Origin of the sequence: Streptomyces swartbergensis (assembly GCF_002148965.1) — a bacterium.
Taxonomy (GTDB): domain Bacteria; phylum Actinomycetota; class Actinomycetes; order Streptomycetales; family Streptomycetaceae; genus Streptomyces; species Streptomyces swartbergensis.
The window spans coordinates 1-19134 of sequence record NZ_NGFN01000160.1 but is presented as its reverse complement, the minus strand read 5'-3'; the positions used below and the strand labels follow the sequence as shown (position 1 = coordinate 19134).

The 19134-nt window shown below is 72.0% G+C and carries 17 protein-coding genes and 1 tRNA gene; 6 read left to right on the top strand and 12 right to left on the bottom strand.

Annotation, left to right across the window (positions count from 1 at the left end; translation table 11 throughout):
- Positions 1-127, top strand: a 127-nt coding sequence (locus CA983_RS24215) for a TrmH family RNA methyltransferase (protein WP_279628461.1), incomplete at its 5' end; no start/stop codon positions are given.
- A gap of 128 nt (positions 128-255) precedes the next feature.
- Complete coding sequence (locus CA983_RS24210; protein ID WP_167407445.1) at positions 256-1986, top strand: DoxX family protein; 1731 nt, start codon at positions 256-258, stop codon at positions 1984-1986.
- Positions 1987-2066: 80 nt separating this feature from the next.
- Here the strand turns inward: CA983_RS24210 and CA983_RS24205 are convergent, their stop codons facing one another.
- The 3 genes from CA983_RS24205 to CA983_RS24195 all read right to left on the bottom strand — a co-directional run bounded on the left by CA983_RS24205 (position 2067) and on the right by CA983_RS24195 (position 4668).
- A complete protein-coding gene (locus tag CA983_RS24205) occupies positions 2067-2798 on the bottom strand; it encodes a nucleotidyltransferase family protein (RefSeq protein WP_086602992.1) in 732 nt (243 codons plus the stop codon).
- Between the two features lie 108 nt (positions 2799-2906).
- Positions 2907-3362, bottom strand: coding sequence for a hypothetical protein (locus CA983_RS24200; RefSeq protein ID WP_086602991.1), 456 nt, complete (start codon positions 3360-3362; stop codon positions 2907-2909).
- Between the two features lie 217 nt (positions 3363-3579).
- Positions 3580-4668 carry an ABC transporter ATP-binding protein gene (locus CA983_RS24195; RefSeq protein ID WP_086602990.1) on the bottom strand — a complete coding sequence of 363 codons (1089 nt, stop codon included), beginning with the start codon at positions 4666-4668 and terminating at the stop codon, positions 3580-3582.
- A 237-nt stretch (positions 4669-4905) separates the two neighbouring features.
- Here CA983_RS24195 and CA983_RS24190 point away from each other — a divergent pair.
- Positions 4906-4979 (top strand) — tRNA-Thr (locus CA983_RS24190).
- A 12-nt stretch (positions 4980-4991) separates the two neighbouring features.
- Here the strand turns inward: CA983_RS24190 and CA983_RS24185 are convergent.
- Positions 4992-6083: a DUF4037 domain-containing protein gene (locus tag CA983_RS24185; RefSeq protein WP_086602989.1), complete on the bottom strand. Its 1092-nt coding sequence runs from the start codon at positions 6081-6083 to the stop codon at positions 4992-4994.
- Positions 6084-6086: 3 nt separating this feature from the next.
- Positions 6087-7010: an aminoglycoside phosphotransferase family protein gene (locus CA983_RS24180; protein ID WP_086602988.1), complete on the bottom strand. Its 924-nt coding sequence runs from the start codon at positions 7008-7010 to the stop codon at positions 6087-6089.
- A gap of 151 nt (positions 7011-7161) precedes the next feature.
- Here CA983_RS24180 and CA983_RS24175 point away from each other — a divergent pair, with 151 nt between their 5' ends.
- Positions 7162-10425 (top strand): IPT/TIG domain-containing protein, encoded by a 3264-nt coding sequence (locus CA983_RS24175; protein WP_107500270.1) that lies wholly within the window; start codon positions 7162-7164, stop codon positions 10423-10425.
- A 33-nt stretch (positions 10426-10458) separates the two neighbouring features.
- On the opposite strand, the gene CA983_RS24170 is transcribed toward CA983_RS24175, so the two are convergent.
- Positions 10459-11439, bottom strand: coding sequence for a zinc-binding dehydrogenase (locus tag CA983_RS24170; RefSeq protein ID WP_086602987.1), 981 nt, complete (start codon positions 11437-11439; stop codon positions 10459-10461).
- Between the two features lie 45 nt (positions 11440-11484).
- Positions 11485-12645 carry an FAD-dependent oxidoreductase gene (locus CA983_RS24165; RefSeq protein WP_086602986.1) on the bottom strand — a complete coding sequence of 387 codons (1161 nt, stop codon included), beginning with the start codon at positions 12643-12645 and terminating at the stop codon, positions 11485-11487.
- 130 nt (positions 12646-12775) lie between these two features.
- Here CA983_RS24165 and CA983_RS24160 point away from each other — a divergent pair, with 130 nt between their 5' ends.
- Entirely contained in the window at positions 12776-13483 is a 708-nt protein-coding gene (locus tag CA983_RS24160) for a pentapeptide repeat-containing protein (RefSeq protein ID WP_167407444.1), read from the top strand.
- A 36-nt stretch (positions 13484-13519) separates the two neighbouring features.
- Here CA983_RS24160 and CA983_RS24155 read toward each other — a convergent pair whose 3' ends face one another.
- A complete protein-coding gene (locus CA983_RS24155; protein WP_143645544.1) occupies positions 13520-14176 on the bottom strand; it encodes a hypothetical protein in 657 nt (218 codons plus the stop codon).
- Positions 14177-14242: 66 nt separating this feature from the next.
- Complete coding sequence (locus tag CA983_RS24150) at positions 14243-14743, bottom strand: hypothetical protein (RefSeq protein WP_086602983.1); 501 nt, start codon at positions 14741-14743, stop codon at positions 14243-14245.
- Between the two features lie 37 nt (positions 14744-14780).
- On the opposite strand from CA983_RS24150, the gene CA983_RS24145 reads away from it, so the two are divergent.
- On the top strand, positions 14781-16175 hold the full coding sequence (locus tag CA983_RS24145) for a M1 family metallopeptidase (protein WP_244207083.1): 1395 nt from the start codon (positions 14781-14783) through the stop codon (positions 16173-16175).
- Between the two features lie 6 nt (positions 16176-16181).
- Here CA983_RS24145 and CA983_RS24140 read toward each other — a convergent pair whose 3' ends face one another.
- The 3 genes from CA983_RS24140 to CA983_RS24130 form a co-directional block, all read right to left on the bottom strand.
- Positions 16182-16706 carry a GNAT family N-acetyltransferase gene (locus CA983_RS24140; protein WP_086602981.1) on the bottom strand — a complete coding sequence of 175 codons (525 nt, stop codon included), beginning with the start codon at positions 16704-16706 and terminating at the stop codon, positions 16182-16184.
- A gap of 94 nt (positions 16707-16800) precedes the next feature.
- Complete coding sequence (locus CA983_RS24135) at positions 16801-17376, bottom strand: TerD family protein (protein ID WP_086602980.1); 576 nt, start codon at positions 17374-17376, stop codon at positions 16801-16803.
- A gap of 112 nt (positions 17377-17488) precedes the next feature.
- Positions 17489-19114 carry an IS200/IS605 family element transposase accessory protein TnpB gene (locus tag CA983_RS24130; RefSeq protein ID WP_107500269.1) on the bottom strand — a complete coding sequence of 542 codons (1626 nt, stop codon included), beginning with the start codon at positions 19112-19114 and terminating at the stop codon, positions 17489-17491.
- Between the last annotated feature and the right edge of the window lie 20 nt (positions 19115-19134).

Here is a 19134-nt window from a genome sequence, read left to right as displayed (position 1 = left end):
GTCCCGGCTGGTCGGGGAGACCTGCGACCACCGGGTGCGGATCCCGATGCCGGGCGGCGCCGAGTCGCTCAACGCCGGTGTGGCGGCGGGGATCGTGCTCTACGAGGCGGCCCGCCGACGCGCCTGAACAGGCGTCCGCCACCTCACCCGTACGGGTTAATTCCGGGAACATCGGGGCGATGAGGACAAGCTTGACGGGGTCCGGACAGATCCGGCGAGTCAAAGCAGTGTCCTATCCCGACGTCACTCGGTTAGATGAGTGTGGACACCAGAACACCCCGCACACCCACGGGGGACCGCTCGTCGGGACTCGACGACGCTCCCGCGCTGAGCATGGTGAAGGTGCCGAGCGACCCGGCGCAGGTCATCGTCAATCACGCGAGTTTCCGCGTGCAGTTGGGCGTCTCGACGCGTCGCGTCCAGTCCCCACGGGTCGCACGGCACCTGACCGCCAGCGAGGACACCGCCCGCATCCCCGTCGTCACCGCCGGGGGCGCGGCGGACGGGGCCACCACCCGCCGCCGGCCCGTCGTCTGGAGCGGCAAGTCCGCGCCCGACGACACCGGCGCCCACCGGCTCCTCCAGGCCGTCCGGCACGAGAGCATCCGCCACCCCGACGAGTCCGCCACGGACACCGGGGCCACCCAGGTCATCTCCCGTGTGGGCACCGACCCGCAGGGCCCGGGCTACGGTGCCGGATACCAGGACGGCGGCTACGGCGGCACCGGCTATGAGGGTGACGGCTACCCGGGCGACGGTTACCAGGACGACCTGACCCAGACGGTCGAGACCCCCGTCGTGGGCCCGCAGCGCACGCACGAGCCCGCCGACGGCACGCGGCTGCTGCCGCCCATGCGCACGGTCGGCAGCGCCTACGACGAACCCGCCTATACGGAAGCGGACTTCGAGGACCTCGCCCCCGAGGCCGACGACACCGAACGGCCCGTCAAGCGTCACCGCGACGACCCGGCACGGCACGCCTACTACCCGGGCCGCCGGATGAACCTCGGCGTCGTCCTGCTCCCGCTGCGCGTCTTCCTCGGCTTCATCTCCATCTACGCCGGCATGGGCAAGCTGTGCGACCCCGTCTACTTCGACGGCGGCAAGCGCGGCTCCATGGTCAAGTGGCTCAACACCCTGCACCCCTGGGAAGTCGCCGAGCCGCTGCGCCAGTTCGCCTTCGAGCACCCGGTCGGATCCGGGCTGGCCATCGCCTTCGCCCAGGTCATCGTCGGCGTCCTGACGGTCCTCGGCTGCTGGCAGCGCGTCGCCGCCTGCTTCGGCGCCCTGCTGTCGGCCGCGCTGCTGGTCACCGTCAGCTGGAAGAGCGTCCCCGCCTACGAGACCCCCGACATCATCTACCTCGCCGCCTGGTCCCCGCTGATCATCGCCGGCGCTCCCGTCTACTCCGTCGACGGCCGCCTGGCCGGCAGTGCCTGGCGCCGCCTCGGACCCCGCGCCGACATCTGGGACCTGCGCCGCTACGTGCTGCGCCGCGGCGCCCTCGTCACCGCCGTCGCCGTCGGTCTCACGCTGCTGGTCGGCTCGCTGCTCGGCGGCGCCGTCCGCGACGCCGACCGGGTCGTCGTCCCCGGACCCGGCGAGGCCCCGCGCAACGAACTGCCCGGCTCCCCGCTCCCGGACGCCCCCGGCAAGCGGCAGGACAAGCGGACCCCGTCGGCCTCCTCCTCGCCCACCCAGGGCGCCACGGCCGGCTCGGCCAGCCCCAGCGCGGGCACCACGACCAGGCCGGGCGCCACCCGGGACACCGGCACCGTCACCGGCGGCTCGCCCAGCCAGACCCAGGGCAGCGCGGGCCAGGCCCCGCCCCGGCAGTCCTCCCCGGCCGGCCAGGCCCCGAGCACCACCTCCGGCCCGACCTCCGGCGGCACGGCGACCGGCGGCTCCGGCTCGACCGGCGGCTCGGGCGACGGCGGCTCCTCGTCCACGGGCCGGCCGGGCCTGGTGGGCGGCCTGCTGGGCTAGGCGACCGGCACAAGCAAGAAGGGGCCCCACACCTCGAAGGTGTGGGGCCCCTTCTTGTGGGGTGCGGGAGTCGCCTTCTCTCAGCGCCCCAGAGCCGCCAGTTCCTTCGCGGCCTCCGTCAGATCCTTCGCCGTATCGATCGCACGCCAATACGACCCCTGAGGGATCGTGAAGCCGGCCAGCTTCCGCTCGCGGGCCAGCCGGGGGAACGTCGTGCGCTCGTGGTCCCCGCGGTCCGGCAGCAGCCCCGCGAACTCGGGGGAGAAGACGTACACACCCGCGTTGATCTCGAAGGTCGACGGGGGGGCCTCGATGAAGTCCGTGATGCGGCCGAAGCCGTCCGTCTTCACCGCGCCCCAGGGGAGGCGTGGCCGGGCCAGGGCCAGTGTCGCGACGGCGTCCCGCTCGGTGTGGAAGTCCGCCATGTCACGCAGTGAGAACCGGGTCCAGATGTCGCCGTTCGTGGCGTACCAGGGCTGGTCCGGGTGGGGCAGATGTGCGGCGGCGTACTTGAGGCCACCGCCGCGGCCGAGGGGCTCGGACTCCACGACGGTGGTGACGGAGACCGGCAGATCGGCCGTCTCCAGCCACTTCTGGAGCACCTCGGCGAGGTGGCCGCAGGAGACCACCACGTCCGTCACGCCCTCCTCGGCGAGCCAGGACAGCTGATGGCCGATGATCGGAGTCCCCGTCCCGGGGATCTCGACCATCGGCTTGGGCCGGTCGTCGGTGTACGGACGCAGCCGGGAGCCCTGGCCTCCGGCCAGAACGACGGCTTGAACGGGGCGGGACGCGGCGCTCGGATCGCTCATGAGACCGAACTGTACGTGGCGTCCCGCCCGGTACCGCGGCGGACGAAGATTCCCGCGTCGATCGCTGCCGGCTTCCCACCCCTCTCGTTCGACGGCAGGGCGGTGTGCTCAGCCGTGCGCGGCTGCGACGCCCGTGGCGAAGGCGGTGTCGCAGACCGGGCGGGCGTAGGACTGGGCGCGCGTCGGGCCGTAGACCCGGACGGCGGCCTGGCCGAGGGCGCGGGCGATGGACGCGCAGTGCTTCGCCAGCGACGGGCGGCCGTTGACGGCCTGCTGGAGGTGGGTGAGGGCGACGCCCGGGTTCTCCTCCTGGAGCTCGGTGAGCAGCCTGTCGCGCAGGACGTCCTGCGGGGCGCGCTTGGCGGCCCGCGAGGTGCCGGCGGACGTGCTGGTGTCCGCAGCGGTGAGCACCGGGTCGGAGGGGCTTCCCGACCAGTTGACTCGGGTGACCGCGAGGGTCCCGGAGAGCACCAGGACGACGGGCAGGACGAAAGCGAGGGTGCGGCCGATCCGGTGGGCGGGGCCCCGGCCGCGTCGCGTCTGTTGGTTAGTGGAGTGCTTCACGCGTGTGAGGGTAGCGCGGGGTAATGGTTTGTAGACATTTAGTCACCGGTTCGGGGGATGAGAGAGTGCCCATTTTTGGGTAAGGCGTTGACGCACACCGCTCGAAACGTCCGGTCTGCCGGGGTATTTGTCGACAACGAAGAGGGCCCCGCAGCAGGCTGCGGGGCCCTCTTCGTCAGCTTGGGTGATTCACCCGGGATTGTGCGTTTGCCGAGGGTCAGTCGGACAGGCGCTCGCCCGTGGAGGTCGAGAACACGTGCGTCTCGCCGGAGCGCGGGACGATGTGCAGCGTGCTGCCCTTCTCCGGGACGTCACGGCCGCTGACGCGGACGACGAGGTCCTTGGAGTCGTCGCCGACCTTCGCCGTGCCGTAGACGTAGGCGTCGGCGCCCAGCTCCTCGACGACGTTGACGGTGACCGCGAGGCCCAGCTCGGCGTCCGGGCCGGCCACGTCGAAGTGCTCGGGGCGGACACCGACGGTGACGGTCTTGTCGGTGGTGGCGGCGAGCGCGTCGCGCTGCACCGGCACGACCGACTTGCCGAACTTCACGCCGCCGTCGGTCACCGGGACCTCGACGAGGTTCATCGCCGGGGAGCCGATGAAGCCGGCCACGAAGAGGTTGGCGGGCCTGTCGTACATGTTGCGCGGGGTGTCGATCTGCTGGAGCAGACCGTCCTTGAGGACCGCCACACGGTCGCCCATCGTCATGGCCTCGACCTGGTCGTGGGTGACGTAGACGGTGGTGATGCCCAGGCGGCGCTGGAGCGAGGCGATCTGCGTACGCGTGGACACACGGAGCTTGGCGTCCAGGTTGGACAGCGGCTCGTCCATGAGGAACACCTGCGGCTCACGCACGATGGCGCGGCCCATGGCGACACGCTGGCGCTGACCACCGGAGAGCGCCTTCGGCTTGCGGTCCAGGTAGTCGGTCAGGTCGAGGATCTTCGCGGCCTCCTCGACCTTCTGCCGGATCTCCGCCTTGTTGACGCCGGCGATCTTGAGCGCGAAGCCCATGTTGTCGGCGACGGACATGTGCGGGTAGAGCGCGTAGTTCTGGAACACCATGGCGATGTCCCGGTCCTTCGGCGGCAGGTGGGTGACGTCGCGGTCGCCGATGCGGATGGCGCCGGCGTTGACGTCCTCGAGCCCCGCGAGCATGCGGAGCGAGGTGGACTTGCCGCAGCCGGACGGGCCGACGAGGACGAGGAACTCGCCGTCCTCGATGTCGATCTCCAGCGCGTCAACAGCGGGCTTGGTAGAACCCGGGTAGATCCGGGTCGCCTTGTCGAACGAGACAGTGGCCATGGTGAATGAACCCCTTCTACCGGCAGGAACGTGCCGGACGATCCGAGTAGGAAGGCGGTGCCACGACGGGTGTTCCGTTGTGGTGTAGTCCACGCGTGTGAACTGGCTCAGGACGGTACCTCGCGTTCACCTGTCTGTCAGTACCTCCGGGCCTGTGAACTTCGCGGAAATTTTCGACAGGGGTCCGCGGGGGACCTGGGTACACTGCTCGGGCACGCGCGGGCGCACCCCGCACGGGCCTCCTTAGCTCAGCTGGCCAGAGCAACGCACTTGTAATGCGTAGGTCGTCGGTTCGAATCCGACAGGGGGCTCGGCAGCCCAGGTCAGACTAATCTCTGACCTGGGCTTTTTCTGTTCTGGACGTCGCTGAGGACGTCGGTGCTGTCGACCCACTGGTCGATCGCGCCGGTGTCGGGCAGGGAGCGCAGTGCCGGGTCCGTGATGCGGGTGCGGAGTGCCGCCGTGAAGCGTTCCGCGTGGAGGACCTGGAACGGGCGGCTGTGGTACGGGCGGGTGGTGGGGTCGACGGGGTCCGTGAGCGCGAGGTCGTTGTGGTGGGTCGCGATGGCCTCGTAGGCGTGCTTGAGGTGGTGCTCGCGGGTGTGCCAGTCGGGGGCCGTCAGTGCTGCGGTCAGGGTGGGGGTGAGCGCCGCGCCCTGGGGGGTCGCGGTGAAGGCGGTGCCGAGCCACTTGCTGTAGGGCGGGTAGCGGCGGTTCATGAGGAGGCTCAGGCGCATCAGGTCGCGGATCAGACGGGCGGCGACGATCGCGGAGCCGAGTTCGTCACCCACCTCGCCGCAGCGGCCTACGAAGGCCTCCTCCTGGGAGATGCGTTTCCACTGGCAGGCCAGGACGTACAGCCAGATCTCGTGCGGGTACCAGCGCAGGGCGGTGCGGGCCGGGGTGAGCCGGCCGAGGCCGTCGTGGAAGACGGCGCCCGCGGTGACCTCGGCCAGGCGCTGGGTGGGGGTGGCCAGCCAGTCCGCCGTGGTGACGCCCCGGGCCGGGTCGAAGCCGAGTTGGGCCGTGAACCAGGGGCCGGGATCCGTGATGTCGACGCGGTGGTGGACCGGGCCGTCGGTGCCGGTCATGACGCGGACGTCGGTGCCCGGGTCGTCACCGGTGCGGGCGAAGTGGGTGGGGTGGCCGAGGAAGGTCTTCGGGAGGCGGTGAGAGAGGAGGGCGCTGAGGCGGGGGCCGTGCGTCTCGGCGTCCTCCGGGCGCAGGAAGAGCTGGAGGCGTGGGCCCCACTCGTGGTCGGCCGAGCGCGGGGTGTCGTAGCCGAGGACCTCGGAGCCGGTGCCGAGGCGGGCGGCGGAGTGGGGGATGCCGGGGAGGGCCTCGTCCAGGAGGGGGCGTACGGCCTCGGTGTAGAAGCGGCGGGAGAGCTCCAGGCCGGGGAGGAAGGAGGGCATGGGTCAGGCGGTGTGGCCGCGCAGGCGGCGGGCGATCTCGAGCTGGTCGTCGTCCAGGGGGCGGCCGTCCTCGATGTCCCACAGGGCGTTCTGGAGGAGGCGGCCGAGGGTCCAGGCGCGGGCGCGGGGGCGGTCCAGGGCGAGGATGTCGGTCATGGCGTCGAAGCGCCAGAGGATGTCGCCGGGGTCGTAGCGGTTGTCGATGGCCGGCCACAGTTCGAAGCCGGGGTCGCCGGCGAGGKGCTTGGGGTCGATGGCGAGCCAGGGGGCGCGGTCGGAGGCGAGGACGTTCTCGTCGTGGAGGTCCCAGTGGAGGAGCCGGTCGCCGGGTTCGTCGACGACTTCGCGTACGGCGGCGGCGCAGTCGGCGACGAGGCGGCGGGCCTCGGGGTCGGGGATGCGGTCCAGTGCCCACGGGGTCCGGTCCAGCATGGCCAGGGCGATGTCGCCGAGGCGGCGCAGGCCGGGCGGGGCGGGGAAGGACGTGAGGTGGGCGAGGAGTTCGGCGATGGTGACGACGGCCTGGTGGGTGTCCGGGACGTGGGACAGCATGCGGGTCTCGTCGAGGCGTTCCAGCAGCATCGTGCCGGTGGGCGCGTCGTGGTCGAGGAGACGGACGGCTCCGTCGCCGTCCCAGACGCGCAGCGCGACCGGTTCGCCTTCGCTCTCCTCGTCGAGGAGCTGGAGCTTGAGGACCGCGGGGCCGCCGTCGGCGCGGACGACCGGGAGGACCAGGGCGGACACGCCGTGCATGGGCGGTCCGTCGGGCTCGAGTTCCCAGCGGTCGAGGAAGCCGGCCGTCAGGTCCGGCAGTTCCTCGATGAAGGCGCGGCCCGCCTCGCCGTTGTACTTCTCCTGTGATGCTGCCAGTTCCCGGGGAATGTCGATCACTTTCGGCACCGTAGTGGGGTGCGCCGGGCGGGTCATGTGAATTAACCCGGGCCGGGCCGGGCCGGGGCCGCGACCGGGCCGGGGCCGCGACCGGGCCGGGGGCGGACGCCTCTGCTTTCTCGCGGGCGCTGTGTCGTACCTGTGTGCGAGCATCTCGCCAACGACCACTGATCCAGGGGGGATTGCCATGTCGGACACGGACGCCTGCCCGAGAACGAGAACGAGACACAGATGGCGAGACAGACGGGGGCGGGCCGGCGCGTCCTTCGTCGTCGGATCGCTGTTCGCCTCACTGCTGAGCCTGACGGGGGCGGGCTCCGCCCAGGCCGCCGCCGAACCGGAGTGCGCGCCGCTCGCGCTCGCGCCGTTCGGGGATCCCGGTGACGCCGTCGGCAAGGCCACCGTCCCGGCTCAAAGCAGCGCCTGCTTCACGGTGACGGCCGGCTCGGCCGGTCTGCACCTGGTGACCCTGGACGACAGCCAGAACAACGCCTACGCGCAGATGCTCGACGCCGACGGCGCGGAGGTCGACTGCTTCGACGACGAGTACCGCGCAGAGGGCTGGTGCCAGGTACCCGCGGCCGGTACGTACACCGTCAAGGTCGTCAACAGCGGCTGGGTCGACGACGAGCGGACCGAGCTCACCGTCGTCCCGCTCGGCTCGGGCACCCGCGGCTGCGCCGAGCCGGTCGGCACCGGCTGGGACCGGCCGGCGGTGATCCGGAGCGCGGCGAGCCCGCTGGCCGTGGACTGCCAGGCCTTCGAGGGCCGGCCCGGGGAGCGGATCCGGCTGACGGTCGGCACCAAGGTGTACGGCGAGTCGGTCGCATGGATCACCGACGCGACGGGCGCCCGCGTCTGCGAGCACTTCCCGGAGGACGGCGAGGACAGCTGCGTCCTGCCCGGCGACGGCCCCTACCGGGTGCTGTCGAGCGTCTCACGCGCGGAGAGCGGCTTCCCCGCCGAGTACGTGCTCCAGGTGCGCCGGCTGAACGACCCGCAGGGCTGCGCGACCGCGTCGGTCCTGCCCTACGGCCCGGTCGAGCCGCGGGACTTCGGCACGGACGCCTGCTACACCTTCTCCGCCGCGAAGCCCGGGCCGTACACCGTGCACTACGTGGACGAGGACCGGTCGGCCGGGGCGGTCCGGGTGTACGACGCCGGCGGCCGGACCGTGTGTCAGTCCGGCACCGACCCCTGCCGGATCCGCGAGGCGGGCACCTATACGGCGGTGCTCGGCACCAACGCCTTCGCCCCGTCCCGGGACCGGCTGGTGGTGTTCGATCGTGCCTCCGACGCCGGCTGTGTCGCGATCGAAACCGGCCTGTACAAGGGGAAGCTGAGCACCGTCGGGCAGTACGACTGCCTGACGCTGCCCGTGCCGAAGGGCGGCCGGATCGCCGCGCTCACCTCGCGGACCTCGGCCGGGCTGACCCCCGAGGTCGAGGTCCTGGACCGCGACGGCACCCCGCAGTGCGACGGCGAAGCGCTCCAGGGCGGTGACTGCGCGCTCACCGGTGAGGCGCCGTTCCGCGCCCTGGTGCACACCGAGGACAGCGGCGACACGGCCACAGGCCCGTACGCGGTCGCCTTCCACCGCACCGACGTCGCCGAGGGCTGCCCCGTCCTGCCCGCCGGCAGTTTCGCCGCGGGCGGTGCGAAGGCCACGCTGACCACGGGCGACGGCGTCTTCTCGCACTGCCTGGGGATCCCGGCCGGCGCGCACTCGGACGCCGAGCTGCTCCAGCTGACCGCGACCTCGGGGACCGCGCCGGCCGGTTTCTCGGTGCTGGACTCCGACGGCAAGCGGGTCTGCGAGCGTTACGCCACGACCGACGGCTGGTCGGTCTGCTCCCTGACCCCGGGCAAGGCCCACACGGTGCTGGTGACCGGCCGGGACGAGGCGGCCACGTACGCCCTGACCCGGCGTGACGTCACCGCGAGCGCCTCCGCGGCGGGCTGTGCGAAGACCGCCGCGGTGAAGGTCGGCGGGGCGTCCCTGAAGAGCGCGTCCGGAGCGCCGGGCACCATCACCTGCCACCAGGTGACCACGGGCGCGGCGACCGACGTCGTGCACGTCAATGTGCGGGACGCGCTCGGCACCGCCAACAGCGCGGTCGTGGCCGGGGACGGCCGTGTGGAGTGCTCCTTCCGCAACTCGCCCTGCGCGGTGAGCGGTTCGACCACCCACCAGGTCCTCGTGCAGACGCCGACCCGTCAGCAGGCGGCTCCCGAGTACCGCCTGGACGCCCTGCGCGTCGCGACCGCCGACGGGCCCGCCCCCGAGTGCGCCAAGGTGCCGTCCGTGGCGTTCGGGTACGGGCCGGTCACCGGCACGCTGGACGAGTCGCGTACCGCGATGTGCGCGGCGCTGCCCACCGCCGGGTTCGACCGGTTCGAGACCGACATCAAGGACACGACCGGCGCCGCCACCACGGCGGTGCCCGTGCTCTACGACAGTGAGTGGACCAACGGGTGCAGCTTGTGGAGCTCCGGCTACCGCTGCTCGGTCGGCGGCCCGGCCGGCGGGTCCTCGCCGTCGCTGTTCCTGCTCGGCCTGCCCGAGAAGGCGTCCAGCACGGCCTACAGCGCCAAGCTCACCTGCTCGTCCACGTTGTGTGGCACGGAGAAGACGGACGTCACCGCCGTCAGCCCCGGCACCGGGGTCGCGGGCACCAAGGTGAAGCTCACCGTCACCGGTACCGCGCTCGGGCCGGACGTCAGGGTCCGGCTCAGCCAGGCCGGAAAGACGATCAACGCGCCGGCGGACTCGGTCTCCGCGGACAACCGGACGGTGACCGCGACCGCCGACCTGACGGGCGCGGCGACCGGTACCTGGAACATCAGCGTGTTCACGCGCGGCTGGGAGTTCCAGCGCGGCACCTTCACCGTGACCCCCCAGCCCTCGCTGGAGAACACGGCGGCCCCGAAGGTGACCGGCACGCCCAAGGTGGGCGCCAAAGTCACCGCCGCGCCGGGTACCTGGTCGGCGACCCCGTCCTCGTACACGTACCAGTGGAAGGCGGACGGCACGGCGATCGGCGGCGCGACCGCGTCGGCGTACACGATCCCCGCGGCGCAGGCCGGCAAGAAGCTCACCGTGACCGTGACGGCGGTCAAGGCGGGCTGGCGCAGCGGGTCCGCGTCCTCGGCGGCGGTGACCGTGGCCAAGGGCGACGCGCCCAAGGCGACCAAGCCGCCGGTGATCAGCGGGACGGCGAAGGTCGGCCGGACGCTGAAGGCGTCCACCGGGACGTGGAGCCCGGCCGCGACCTCGTACGGATACCAGTGGTACGCCAACGGCAAGGCGATCAGCGGGGCGGCCAAGTCATCGCTGGTGCTGAAGGCGGCGCAGCAGGGCAAGAAGATCACCGTGAAGGTGATCGCGCACCGCACCGGGCACAGGGACGGCTCGGCGCTCAGCGCGGCGACGAAGGCGGTCGCCCGCTGATCCTTCCCGGTCGGCCCCTCTGAAGAGGAGGGGTCATGGCTCCAGGACGACCTTTCCGATCGTCCCCCGGCTCTCCAGCGCGCGGTGCGCGGCCGCGGCCTCGCGCAGGGGGAAGCGCTGAACGGCCGGAGTGAGCCGGCCGGCGGCGGCCTCGGCCAGGGCGCGCAGTTCGAGGGTGCGCACCGGGTCGGGGCCGCCTGCCTTCCCGAGCATCACGGGGCCGAGGACCTGTTCGGAGACGCCGTCGACGAGGTAGGGCTCGCCGTCGCGGATGCCCTCGGCGGACCAGCCGAAGACGACGTGCTTGCCGCCGGGGCCGAGCAGGGCGACGGCCTCGCGGGCCACGTCGCCGCCGACGCCGTCGAAGACCACGGTCGCGGCCCGGCCGCCGAGGTGCGCGCGGACCTTCGCGGGCCACGCCGGGTCCTTGTAGTCGACGGCGAGATCGGCGCCGCCCGCCTGTACCCGGGCGACCTTCTCCGGCCCGCCCGCGAGGCCGATGACGGTGGCGCCGGCGTTCTTGGCGTACTGCACGAGGAGCGTGCCGATGCCGCCGGCCGCGGCCGGGACGACGGCCACCGAGTCGGGGCCCAGCTCGGCGAACTGGAGGATCCCCATCGTCGTACGGCCCGTGCCGATCATGGCGACGGCCTCGGCGAAGTCCAGGTTCTGCGAGATCTCGTGCAGTCGTTCGACTTCGGTGACGGCCAGTTCGGCGTAACCGCCGGGGACGAAGCCGAGGTGGGCGACGACCCGCTTGCCGAGCCACAGGTCCGCGACGCCCTCGCCCAGGGACTCGACGACGCCGGCGACCTCGCGGCCGGGGATGGTGGGCAGGGGAGTCGGCTCGGGCGCCGGCCCCTGTGCGCCCTCGCGCAGGGCGGTGTCCAGGAGGTGGACGCCCGCCGCCCGTACGGCGACACGGACCTGGCCGGGGCCCGGCCGGGGGTCCTCGACCTGCTCGTAGGTGAGGTTCTCGGCCGGGCCGAAGGCGTGCAGGCGGATGGCGTGCATTCGGGGCTCCTCGTGTTGTCGTGATCTGCGCCCCAGCCTTCAACCTCAAGCTTGCTTGAGGTCAAGCTCCCGTCGGCCGAGCGCCAACGACACCGCCGTCAGGGCGCTGTTGAAGGAGACCTCCGACAGCACGCCCGGGGCCGCGACCTGGTCGCCGGCGAGGTAGACACCGTCGCCCCGGTCCACGGCGGGCCGGTCCCGCCAGCTCGTGCCGGGCAGGTCGACCGCGCCCGTGCGGCCGTGCGCGACGGCCTCGCGCCGCCAGGTGACGCGCTCGCGCCAGCCCGGGAAGCCCAGGTCGAGGAGTTGCTCGGCGCGGGCGGTGCCGTCGGCCTTGGACTCGTGCGGGGCGATGGGGATCTGACCCTGGATCAGCTGCTCACCGGCTGGGGCGAGTTCGCGGTCCTGGGCGGTGAACCGTTCGAGCCAGCCGGGAGCGTCGAGGTCGGACACCACGAACGCGTCCCCGCGCCGCGTCCGTACGGCGAGGTCGACGAGGACGGTGCGGCCGCTCGGCCAGGTCAGGGAGTCGTCGTCGAGCAGGCGCCGGGCGGCGTCGAGGGAGGTGGCGACGACGACCGGCGTGTCGGTGGGGAGCGTGTCGACGCGGGACAGCGTCTCCATCCGGACGCCCAGGTTCCAGGCGCGGGCGGCCATCCGGTCGATGAGGCTGCCCCAGCCGCCGCGCGGGTAGTGCGCCTCGGGCGGCAGCTTGGTGGCGCGGCGCAGGCGCTCCTGCACGAACGCGGCCGACAGGGAGCCGGGGTCGTGGTGGAAGAGCGCGACGGCCGAGTAGTGGGCGGCGGCCCGGGCCCCCTCCTCGCCCGCGATGCCGGTCGCCCAGGTCAGGAAGTCGACGTCCACGGGCGCCTGTTCGGCGGTCCGGCGCAGCAGCTTCAGCATCGGAAAGGGCGGGGTGCGGCGCAGCACGCCGTGGTGCCGCAGCCGGAGCCGGGCGGCCTCCAGGGGCGGGATCGGGGCGAGCGGACCGATGAGGTCGCGCTGCTTGAGCCAGGCCCAGTGCGGGCCGCCGTTGTAGAGGGCATGCGGGCCCTCGTTCGTGCGGTAGGGGCCCTCGGCGGTGCGGGCCCGGCCGCCGAGGGTGTGGTGGGCTTCGTGGACGGTGACCTTGGCGCCCGCCTCGGCAGCGGTGATGGCGGCGGTCAGTCCGGCGAAGCCGCCGCCGATGACGGTGATGCGGTGCATGGCTGAGGGTCTCCCTGGACTCGACGACACTCTTCTGGGAGTACGACCGGTCGACGGCCCCGGAATGTGACATGGTCCGCTGCCTCGCAGGTCAGGGCTTGTTGTCAGTGGTGCGGTGCAGCATGGGCGCATGGCGAGGAGTGGGGCGGACGGTATGGGTACGGGCGGTACGGGTGCGGGTGGTACGCGGGTGAAGGCCGCGCGGAGACCGGAGATCCGGCTGCCGGCGCTGGAGCCGTTCACGGGCGGCGGGCTGGAACCGGACGGGGACTACGACGGGCTGGAGTTCCGGGAGGCGGATCTCGCGGGGCAGGACGGGTCGGGCTCCCGCTTCTTGGACTGCGCCCTGACGGAGTGCGCGCTGGACGAGGTCCGGTTGCGGCACGCCTCCGTCCTGGACTCGACGCTCACAAGTGTCCGGGGCGTCGGCACCAACCTCGCCGAGGCGACGCTGCGCGACGTCGAGCTGATCGACGCCCGCCTCGGCGGCACCCAGATGCACGCGGCGGTGCTGGAGCGGGTGCTGATCCGCGGCGGCAAGATCGACTGTCTGAACCTGCGCATGGCCCGGCTCAGAGACGTCGTCTTCGAGGGCTGCGTCCTCGTCGAGCCGGACTTCGGCGGCGCCCGCCTGGAGCGCGTGGAGTTCGTGGACTGCGCGCTCAAGGGCGCCGACTTCCACGCGGCGACCCTCAAGGACGTCGACCTGCGCGGGGCCGTGTCACTGGAGATCAGCGGGGGGCTGGACCGGCTGGCCGGTGCGGTGATCAGTACGACGCAGCTGCTGGATCTGGCGCCGGTGCTGGCGATGCAGTGGGGGATCAGGGTGGAGGACTGATCGTGGAGGACTGATCGTGGAGCACTGATCACCCGCTCAAGTCCCGTACCAGCCCCCGGTCCCCGCCTCTTCCGGGCAGTCGTAGGACTGGTGCAGTGCGATGAGGGCGTTGATCAGGCGCGGATCCAGGTCGTGACTCAGCAGTCGGTAGTCCTCGGCCACCGCGCGGAAGACGAGATGGGCGCGGCGCGAGGCGTCGCGCCAGATGATGCGTCGTGGCGGCCGGAAACCGTCATCGGCCTCCGCCAGGAGGACCCAGACCAGGAACAGCAGATAGACCGGCAGTCCCAGGGGCCACCACAGCGCCCACCACACCAGCCGGCCCTGATACCCCTGGAGAACGGGGCCCGTGACCGGCTCGACGGTCCAGCGCCTGCGGCCCCAGCGGAAGGCGCGGCGGCGCCGCAGCGTGATCCGCCCGAGCGGCGCGCCGTGGGGATCCAGCACGTGGTAAACCGCCGGGCGGCCGCTCAGCCGGGACCCCAGGGCCTGCTCCGTGACCACGCGGGCGACCGGCGTCCCGTCCTCGGCGCGCAGATGGAAGGCCCGCAGCGAGCGGAGCCGGTCGGGAGCGGGACCGTCGGGGTCACGGCACAGCCGGACGGAGGTGCCCTGCCCCGGTCCGTCGCCGCCGACGACGGCCGGTGGATGCACCCTGTAGTCCAGCCCGTAGGTCACAGGCCCCTGCGTCATGCTCCCGCTCTCCCCGTGTCAGGTACTGATCACGGACAAGGGTGTCACCGCGGTCGTCGGTGCCTGTCAGGAGGCCCTGGGGAAACGTGCCTGGAGCGTCCAGATCGCCGGGTTCTCGGCGAGGTCGTCGTGCAGGTCGGTGAGGTCGGCGATCAGGTCGTGCAGGAAGTCGCGGGCCTCGCGGCGCAGTTCGGCGTGGGAGACGGTGAGCGGGGGCTCCTCCGCGGGCATCCAGTCGGCCTCGATGTCCACCCACCCGAAGCGGCGCTCGAAGAGCATCCGGTCGGTCGACTCGGTGAAGTCCAGCTCCGCCCGCTGCGGCCGGGACGCCCGGGAGCCCGCCGGATCCCGGTCGATGCGCTCCACGATGTCGCACAGCGCCCACGCGAAGTCGAGCACCGGCACCCACCCCCAGGCTGTGGACACTTCATGGTCCGTCTTGGTGTCCGCCAGGTAGACGTCACCGCAGAACAGGTCGTGCCGCAGGGCGTGAACGTCCGCACGGCGGTAGTCGGTCTGCGGCGGGTCGGGGAAGCGGTTGGAGAGGGCGTAGCCGATGTCGAGCACGGATGTGATGGTGTCACGCGCCCATAGGATCGCGACCGTGGCCCGATCTGTACGTCTTGTCCCCGCGCTGACCGCCGTCCCCCTCGCCCTCGCCCTCACCGCATGCGGCGGAGTCCACGGCACCCCGGGCGGCTCCGGCGTACGCGACCCGTACTTCCCCAAGGCCGGCAACGGCGGCTACGACGTCACCCACTACGGCCTGCGCCTCGCCTACGACCCGGACGCACACCACCTCACCGGCACGGCCACCCTCACCGCCCGGGCCACCAAGGCCCTCTCCGCCTTCAACCTCGACCTGCTCGGACTAAAGGTCGGGAAGGTCACCGTCGGCGGCGAGACCGCCCGCTGGAACCGCGCCGGGCAGGAACTCACCGTCCGGCCGGGCGAGGACATCGACCGGGACGAGACGTTCCGCGTGACGGTCCGCTACTCGGGGGCGCCCGAGACCGTCACCGACCCGGACGGCTCCCAGGAGGGCTGGCTGCGCACGACGGACGGGGCGCTCGCACTGGGCGAGCCCACCGGGTCGACGGCGTGGTTCCCCGGCAACCACCACCCCTCCGACAAGGCGTCGTACGACCTGACGGTGACCGTGCCGCGGGGGCTGCGGGCCGTGTCCAACGGGGAGTTGCGGAGCGAGAGGACCGCGCGGGGCCGTACGACGTTCGTGTGGCGCACCGCCGAGCCGATGGCGAGCTACCTGGCCACGCTCGCGATCGGCGACTTCGGGATCAGCCGGTCCACCGCCCGGGACGGTCTGCCCGTGTACACGGCCGTCGACCCGGCGGAGAAGGAGGGGAGCCGCGCGGTGCTCGCGCGCATCCCCGAGGTCCTGCGCTGGGCGGAGCGGCGATTCGGCCCGTACCCCTTCTCCTCCACCGGCGCGATCGTCGACCGCGCGGCCGACATCGGCTACGCCCTGGAGACCCAGAGCCGCCCCGTCTTCCCCGGCGCCCCCGGCATGACGCTCCTCGTCCACGAACTCGCCCACCAGTGGTACGGCGACTCCGTGACGCCGGAGAGCTGGCGGGACATGTGGCTCAACGAGGGCTTCGCGACGTACGCGGAATGGCTGTGGGAGGAGGACCACGGCGGCGAGACGGCGCAGGAGACCTTCGACAGGCTGTACGACCACGGGGAGAAGACCTACGAGGACCTCTGGTCCTTCCCGCCCGCCAATCCCGTGGACCCCGCGCACATCTCCGGAGCCCCCGTCTACCAGCGCGGAGCCATGGTCCTCCACAAGATCCGCCGGACCGTCGGTGACGAGGCGTTCGGCGACATCCTCCGCGGATGGGCGGCGGACCGTCGCCACGGGAACGCCGACACGGCCGACTTCACGGCGTACGTCGAGAAGCAGGCGCCCGGGAAGGACTTCGACGGGATCTGGGAGGACTGGCTGTACGGGGAGGGGAAGCCGGAGCGGGCCTGAAGGGCGCTAGGACGCGGTGAGTTCCTTGCGGAGCACCGCACACGGGCGCTTCATCTGCAGGTCCTCGCGATGGTCGATGACCTCGTAGCCGAGGGCGGTCCAGAAGGCCAGGGCCTTCGGGTTGTTGCCGAGGACTGCGAGGCGTACGGCCGGGCGGCCCGCTGCGCGGAAGCGGTCCTCCACGACGGTGGCCAGGCGGCGGCCGTGGCCCTGGCCGTGCAGGCTCGCGTCCACCAGCAGGAGGCCGATCCACGGGTCCGGGTCAGCGAGGTCGGGGTGGTGGGCGAGGGTGATCGCGATCCCGGTCAGGTGGCCGAAGCTGCGGGCGAGCAGGACGTCGGTGCCGGGCTGGGCCCACTCCTCCGACAGGGCGCGTGCCACCTGCTCCGGGCGGATGTCGTGCGGGTCGGGGAAGTCGCCGGTGAGGGTGTGGAACGCGTGGTTGGAGGCGTAGAGGGCCGTGAGTTCCGCGAGGAGGGGCTCGGGGAGGCGCCGGCCGGGCGGTGGCGGGAGCAGGGGGTCGAGGATCACGTCGGGAACGTATCGCGAGAGCGGGCTGAGGACGGGGAAGCCCCCGGGCCGATGGACCGGCGCCGGGGGCTTCCGCCACAGGTGGGAGCGTCCGTCAGACGTTCACGCCGAAGTCCTGGGCGATGCCGACCAGGCCCGAGGCGTAGCCCTGGCCGACCGCGCGGAACTTCCACTCGGCGCCGTTGCGGTACAGCTCGCCGAAGACCATGGCCGTCTCGGTGGCCGCGTCCTCCGACAGGTCGTAGCGGGCGATCTCGGCGCCGCCGGCCTGGTTGACGATGCGGATGTAGGCGTTGCGGACCTGGCCGAAGTTCTGCGAGCGGTTCTCGGCGTCGTAGATCGAGACCGGGAAGACGATCTTGTCGATGTCGGCCGGGAGGCCGGCGAGGTTGACGTTGATCGCCTCGTCGTCGCCGGCGCCCTCACCCGTGCGGTTGTCGCCGGTGTGGACGATCGTGTTGTCCGGGGTCTGCTTGTTGTTGAAGAACACGAAGTGGGCGTCCGAGTAGACCTTGCCCTGCGTGTTGACCGCGATCGCGGACGCGTCGAGGTCGAAGTCCGTGCCGGTGGTGGTGCGGACGTCCCAGCCGAGGCCCACGGTGACGTCGGTCAGGCCCGGAGCCTCCTTGGTGAGCGAGACGTTGCCACCCTTGGACAGGCTTACAGCCATTGTTGGGAGTCCCTTCCCTCGTTTGCTTACGGCACAAGAAAGCTACAGCTACCGGTATGAACGTACGGGGAGGTACGCGAGGTTCCTGGTCCCTTTACTTTCTTTACCGTTCCTAGTGACTGAGCGGGAGTGAGTCCTGTTGCCAGGACCCGTGCTCAGCCGGACGCCCCGAACGGTGTTGGGCATCCTGGTCCCCCGCGTTCGCTCCGCGTCCGGCGCGCACGGATCGTGTCCGTGGTCCGGGAATGCGGGGGCGGGTTTCCTCACGCCCCCGGGTGTCCGGTCCGGCCTGGACGGTCCGATGCCCGCGACGATCACGCCGGTCGTCGCGGGGCGGTGCCGTCCGTCGCCGGATCGGGTGCCCGAGGGCGCGCCTTCCGATCGCCACCGCGGCGGCATCATGCCGGGTGGTGGCGCGTTTGTTGCTGGTGAGGGGTTTCTGCCAGTGCTGGGCGCCCCACTTCGAGGTGTAGGCCGGGTCGACGGCCACGATGGTGATGCCGAGTTCGGCTGCCATCGACACCAGCCGGGAGCGCAGCCCGGATACGGGCATGCCGGAGATCAGCTTGCGGAACCGCTTCCGTCGGCCGTGCTTCTCCCGCGTCGTCTCCGCTTGGAAGTCCAGATTCTCGATCGCGATACTCAGGCCGTGACGCTTGGCGAAGTGCAGCATGCGCATCAGCGCGTGCCGTACCTGGGCGTCGCGGTGGGTGGCGGGTCCGTCGAGGTCGAAGAAGAACCGGCGCGGGGCGGCGACGGGGTTGCCGTGTTCGTCCAGACGCCATGCCGCGAGGTGATCGGCGTTGGTGTCGACGCCGATCATCCCGCCGGCGCGGGCCTGAGCCAGCGCAACCGTCTTCACCGGCGGGATCGTCCACGAGGCGGTCACATACCAGCGCCCGCGCTGAACGTCCAGGTGGATGCGGTAGGCCACGGCCCGGTTCGCCGCCACACGGTCGGCCCACTCCCGGCTCCGGTGGGGGAAGGCGGCGGTACCGGTGAGGACGTACCGGCCGTGCCTGGCGTTCGCCAGATAGGCGAGCGGTGCGGGGAGCTTGATGCTGACCTCACCGTCCGGCGTGAGGCGGATCGTCTCGTTGCCGAACCGCTTCCCGCTCTCCCCGTCCGCCTGGAGGAACCAGCGCGACGCTTCCCACCGCTGGCGCCACTGTTCGGTGAGCTGCGCTTGGTCGAGGTGGTGACGGTTGCGGGCCAGCCGCTTCCCGCCGCGTACCACGCGCACGCGCCCGGCTGCGCGGTCGGCACGCTCGGCGGCGAGCCGGTCTTCCAGCACCCGCAGGCGGCGCGTTTTGGCGAACCACTCCTGCCGACTCCGGTAGCCGTCCGGCGCCCGCTTGGTTCCCTTCTCGCCCACCGGCAGCGACAACCGGTGCGCGATCATGCGCACCCCGGCTTCCAGGCCCTGGATGTGGGCGAACTGCGCACGCCGCGACAGCGCCCACTGATCATGCGTCGCCTTGGTGATACTGCCCGCCCACCGCGACGAGGACTCCACGCTCAGAGCACGCTTGCGCTGCGCCCACGTCTCCGCGGAATGCTCCAACCCATCGGCGCAGCGCCGCTTCAGGTCGCGGGAAGCCAGCGACCCCAGATGCGCGCCGACCAGCCGCAACACCTCCTCATCCCCAGCGGTCAGGCCCTTGAGCCGGGTACGGATCGCCACCCCGGACGGGCCAAGGACGACGAACGGCGCCGAAAGCTCACGCGGCACACCCACCCTGTCCCCCTTACCCACAC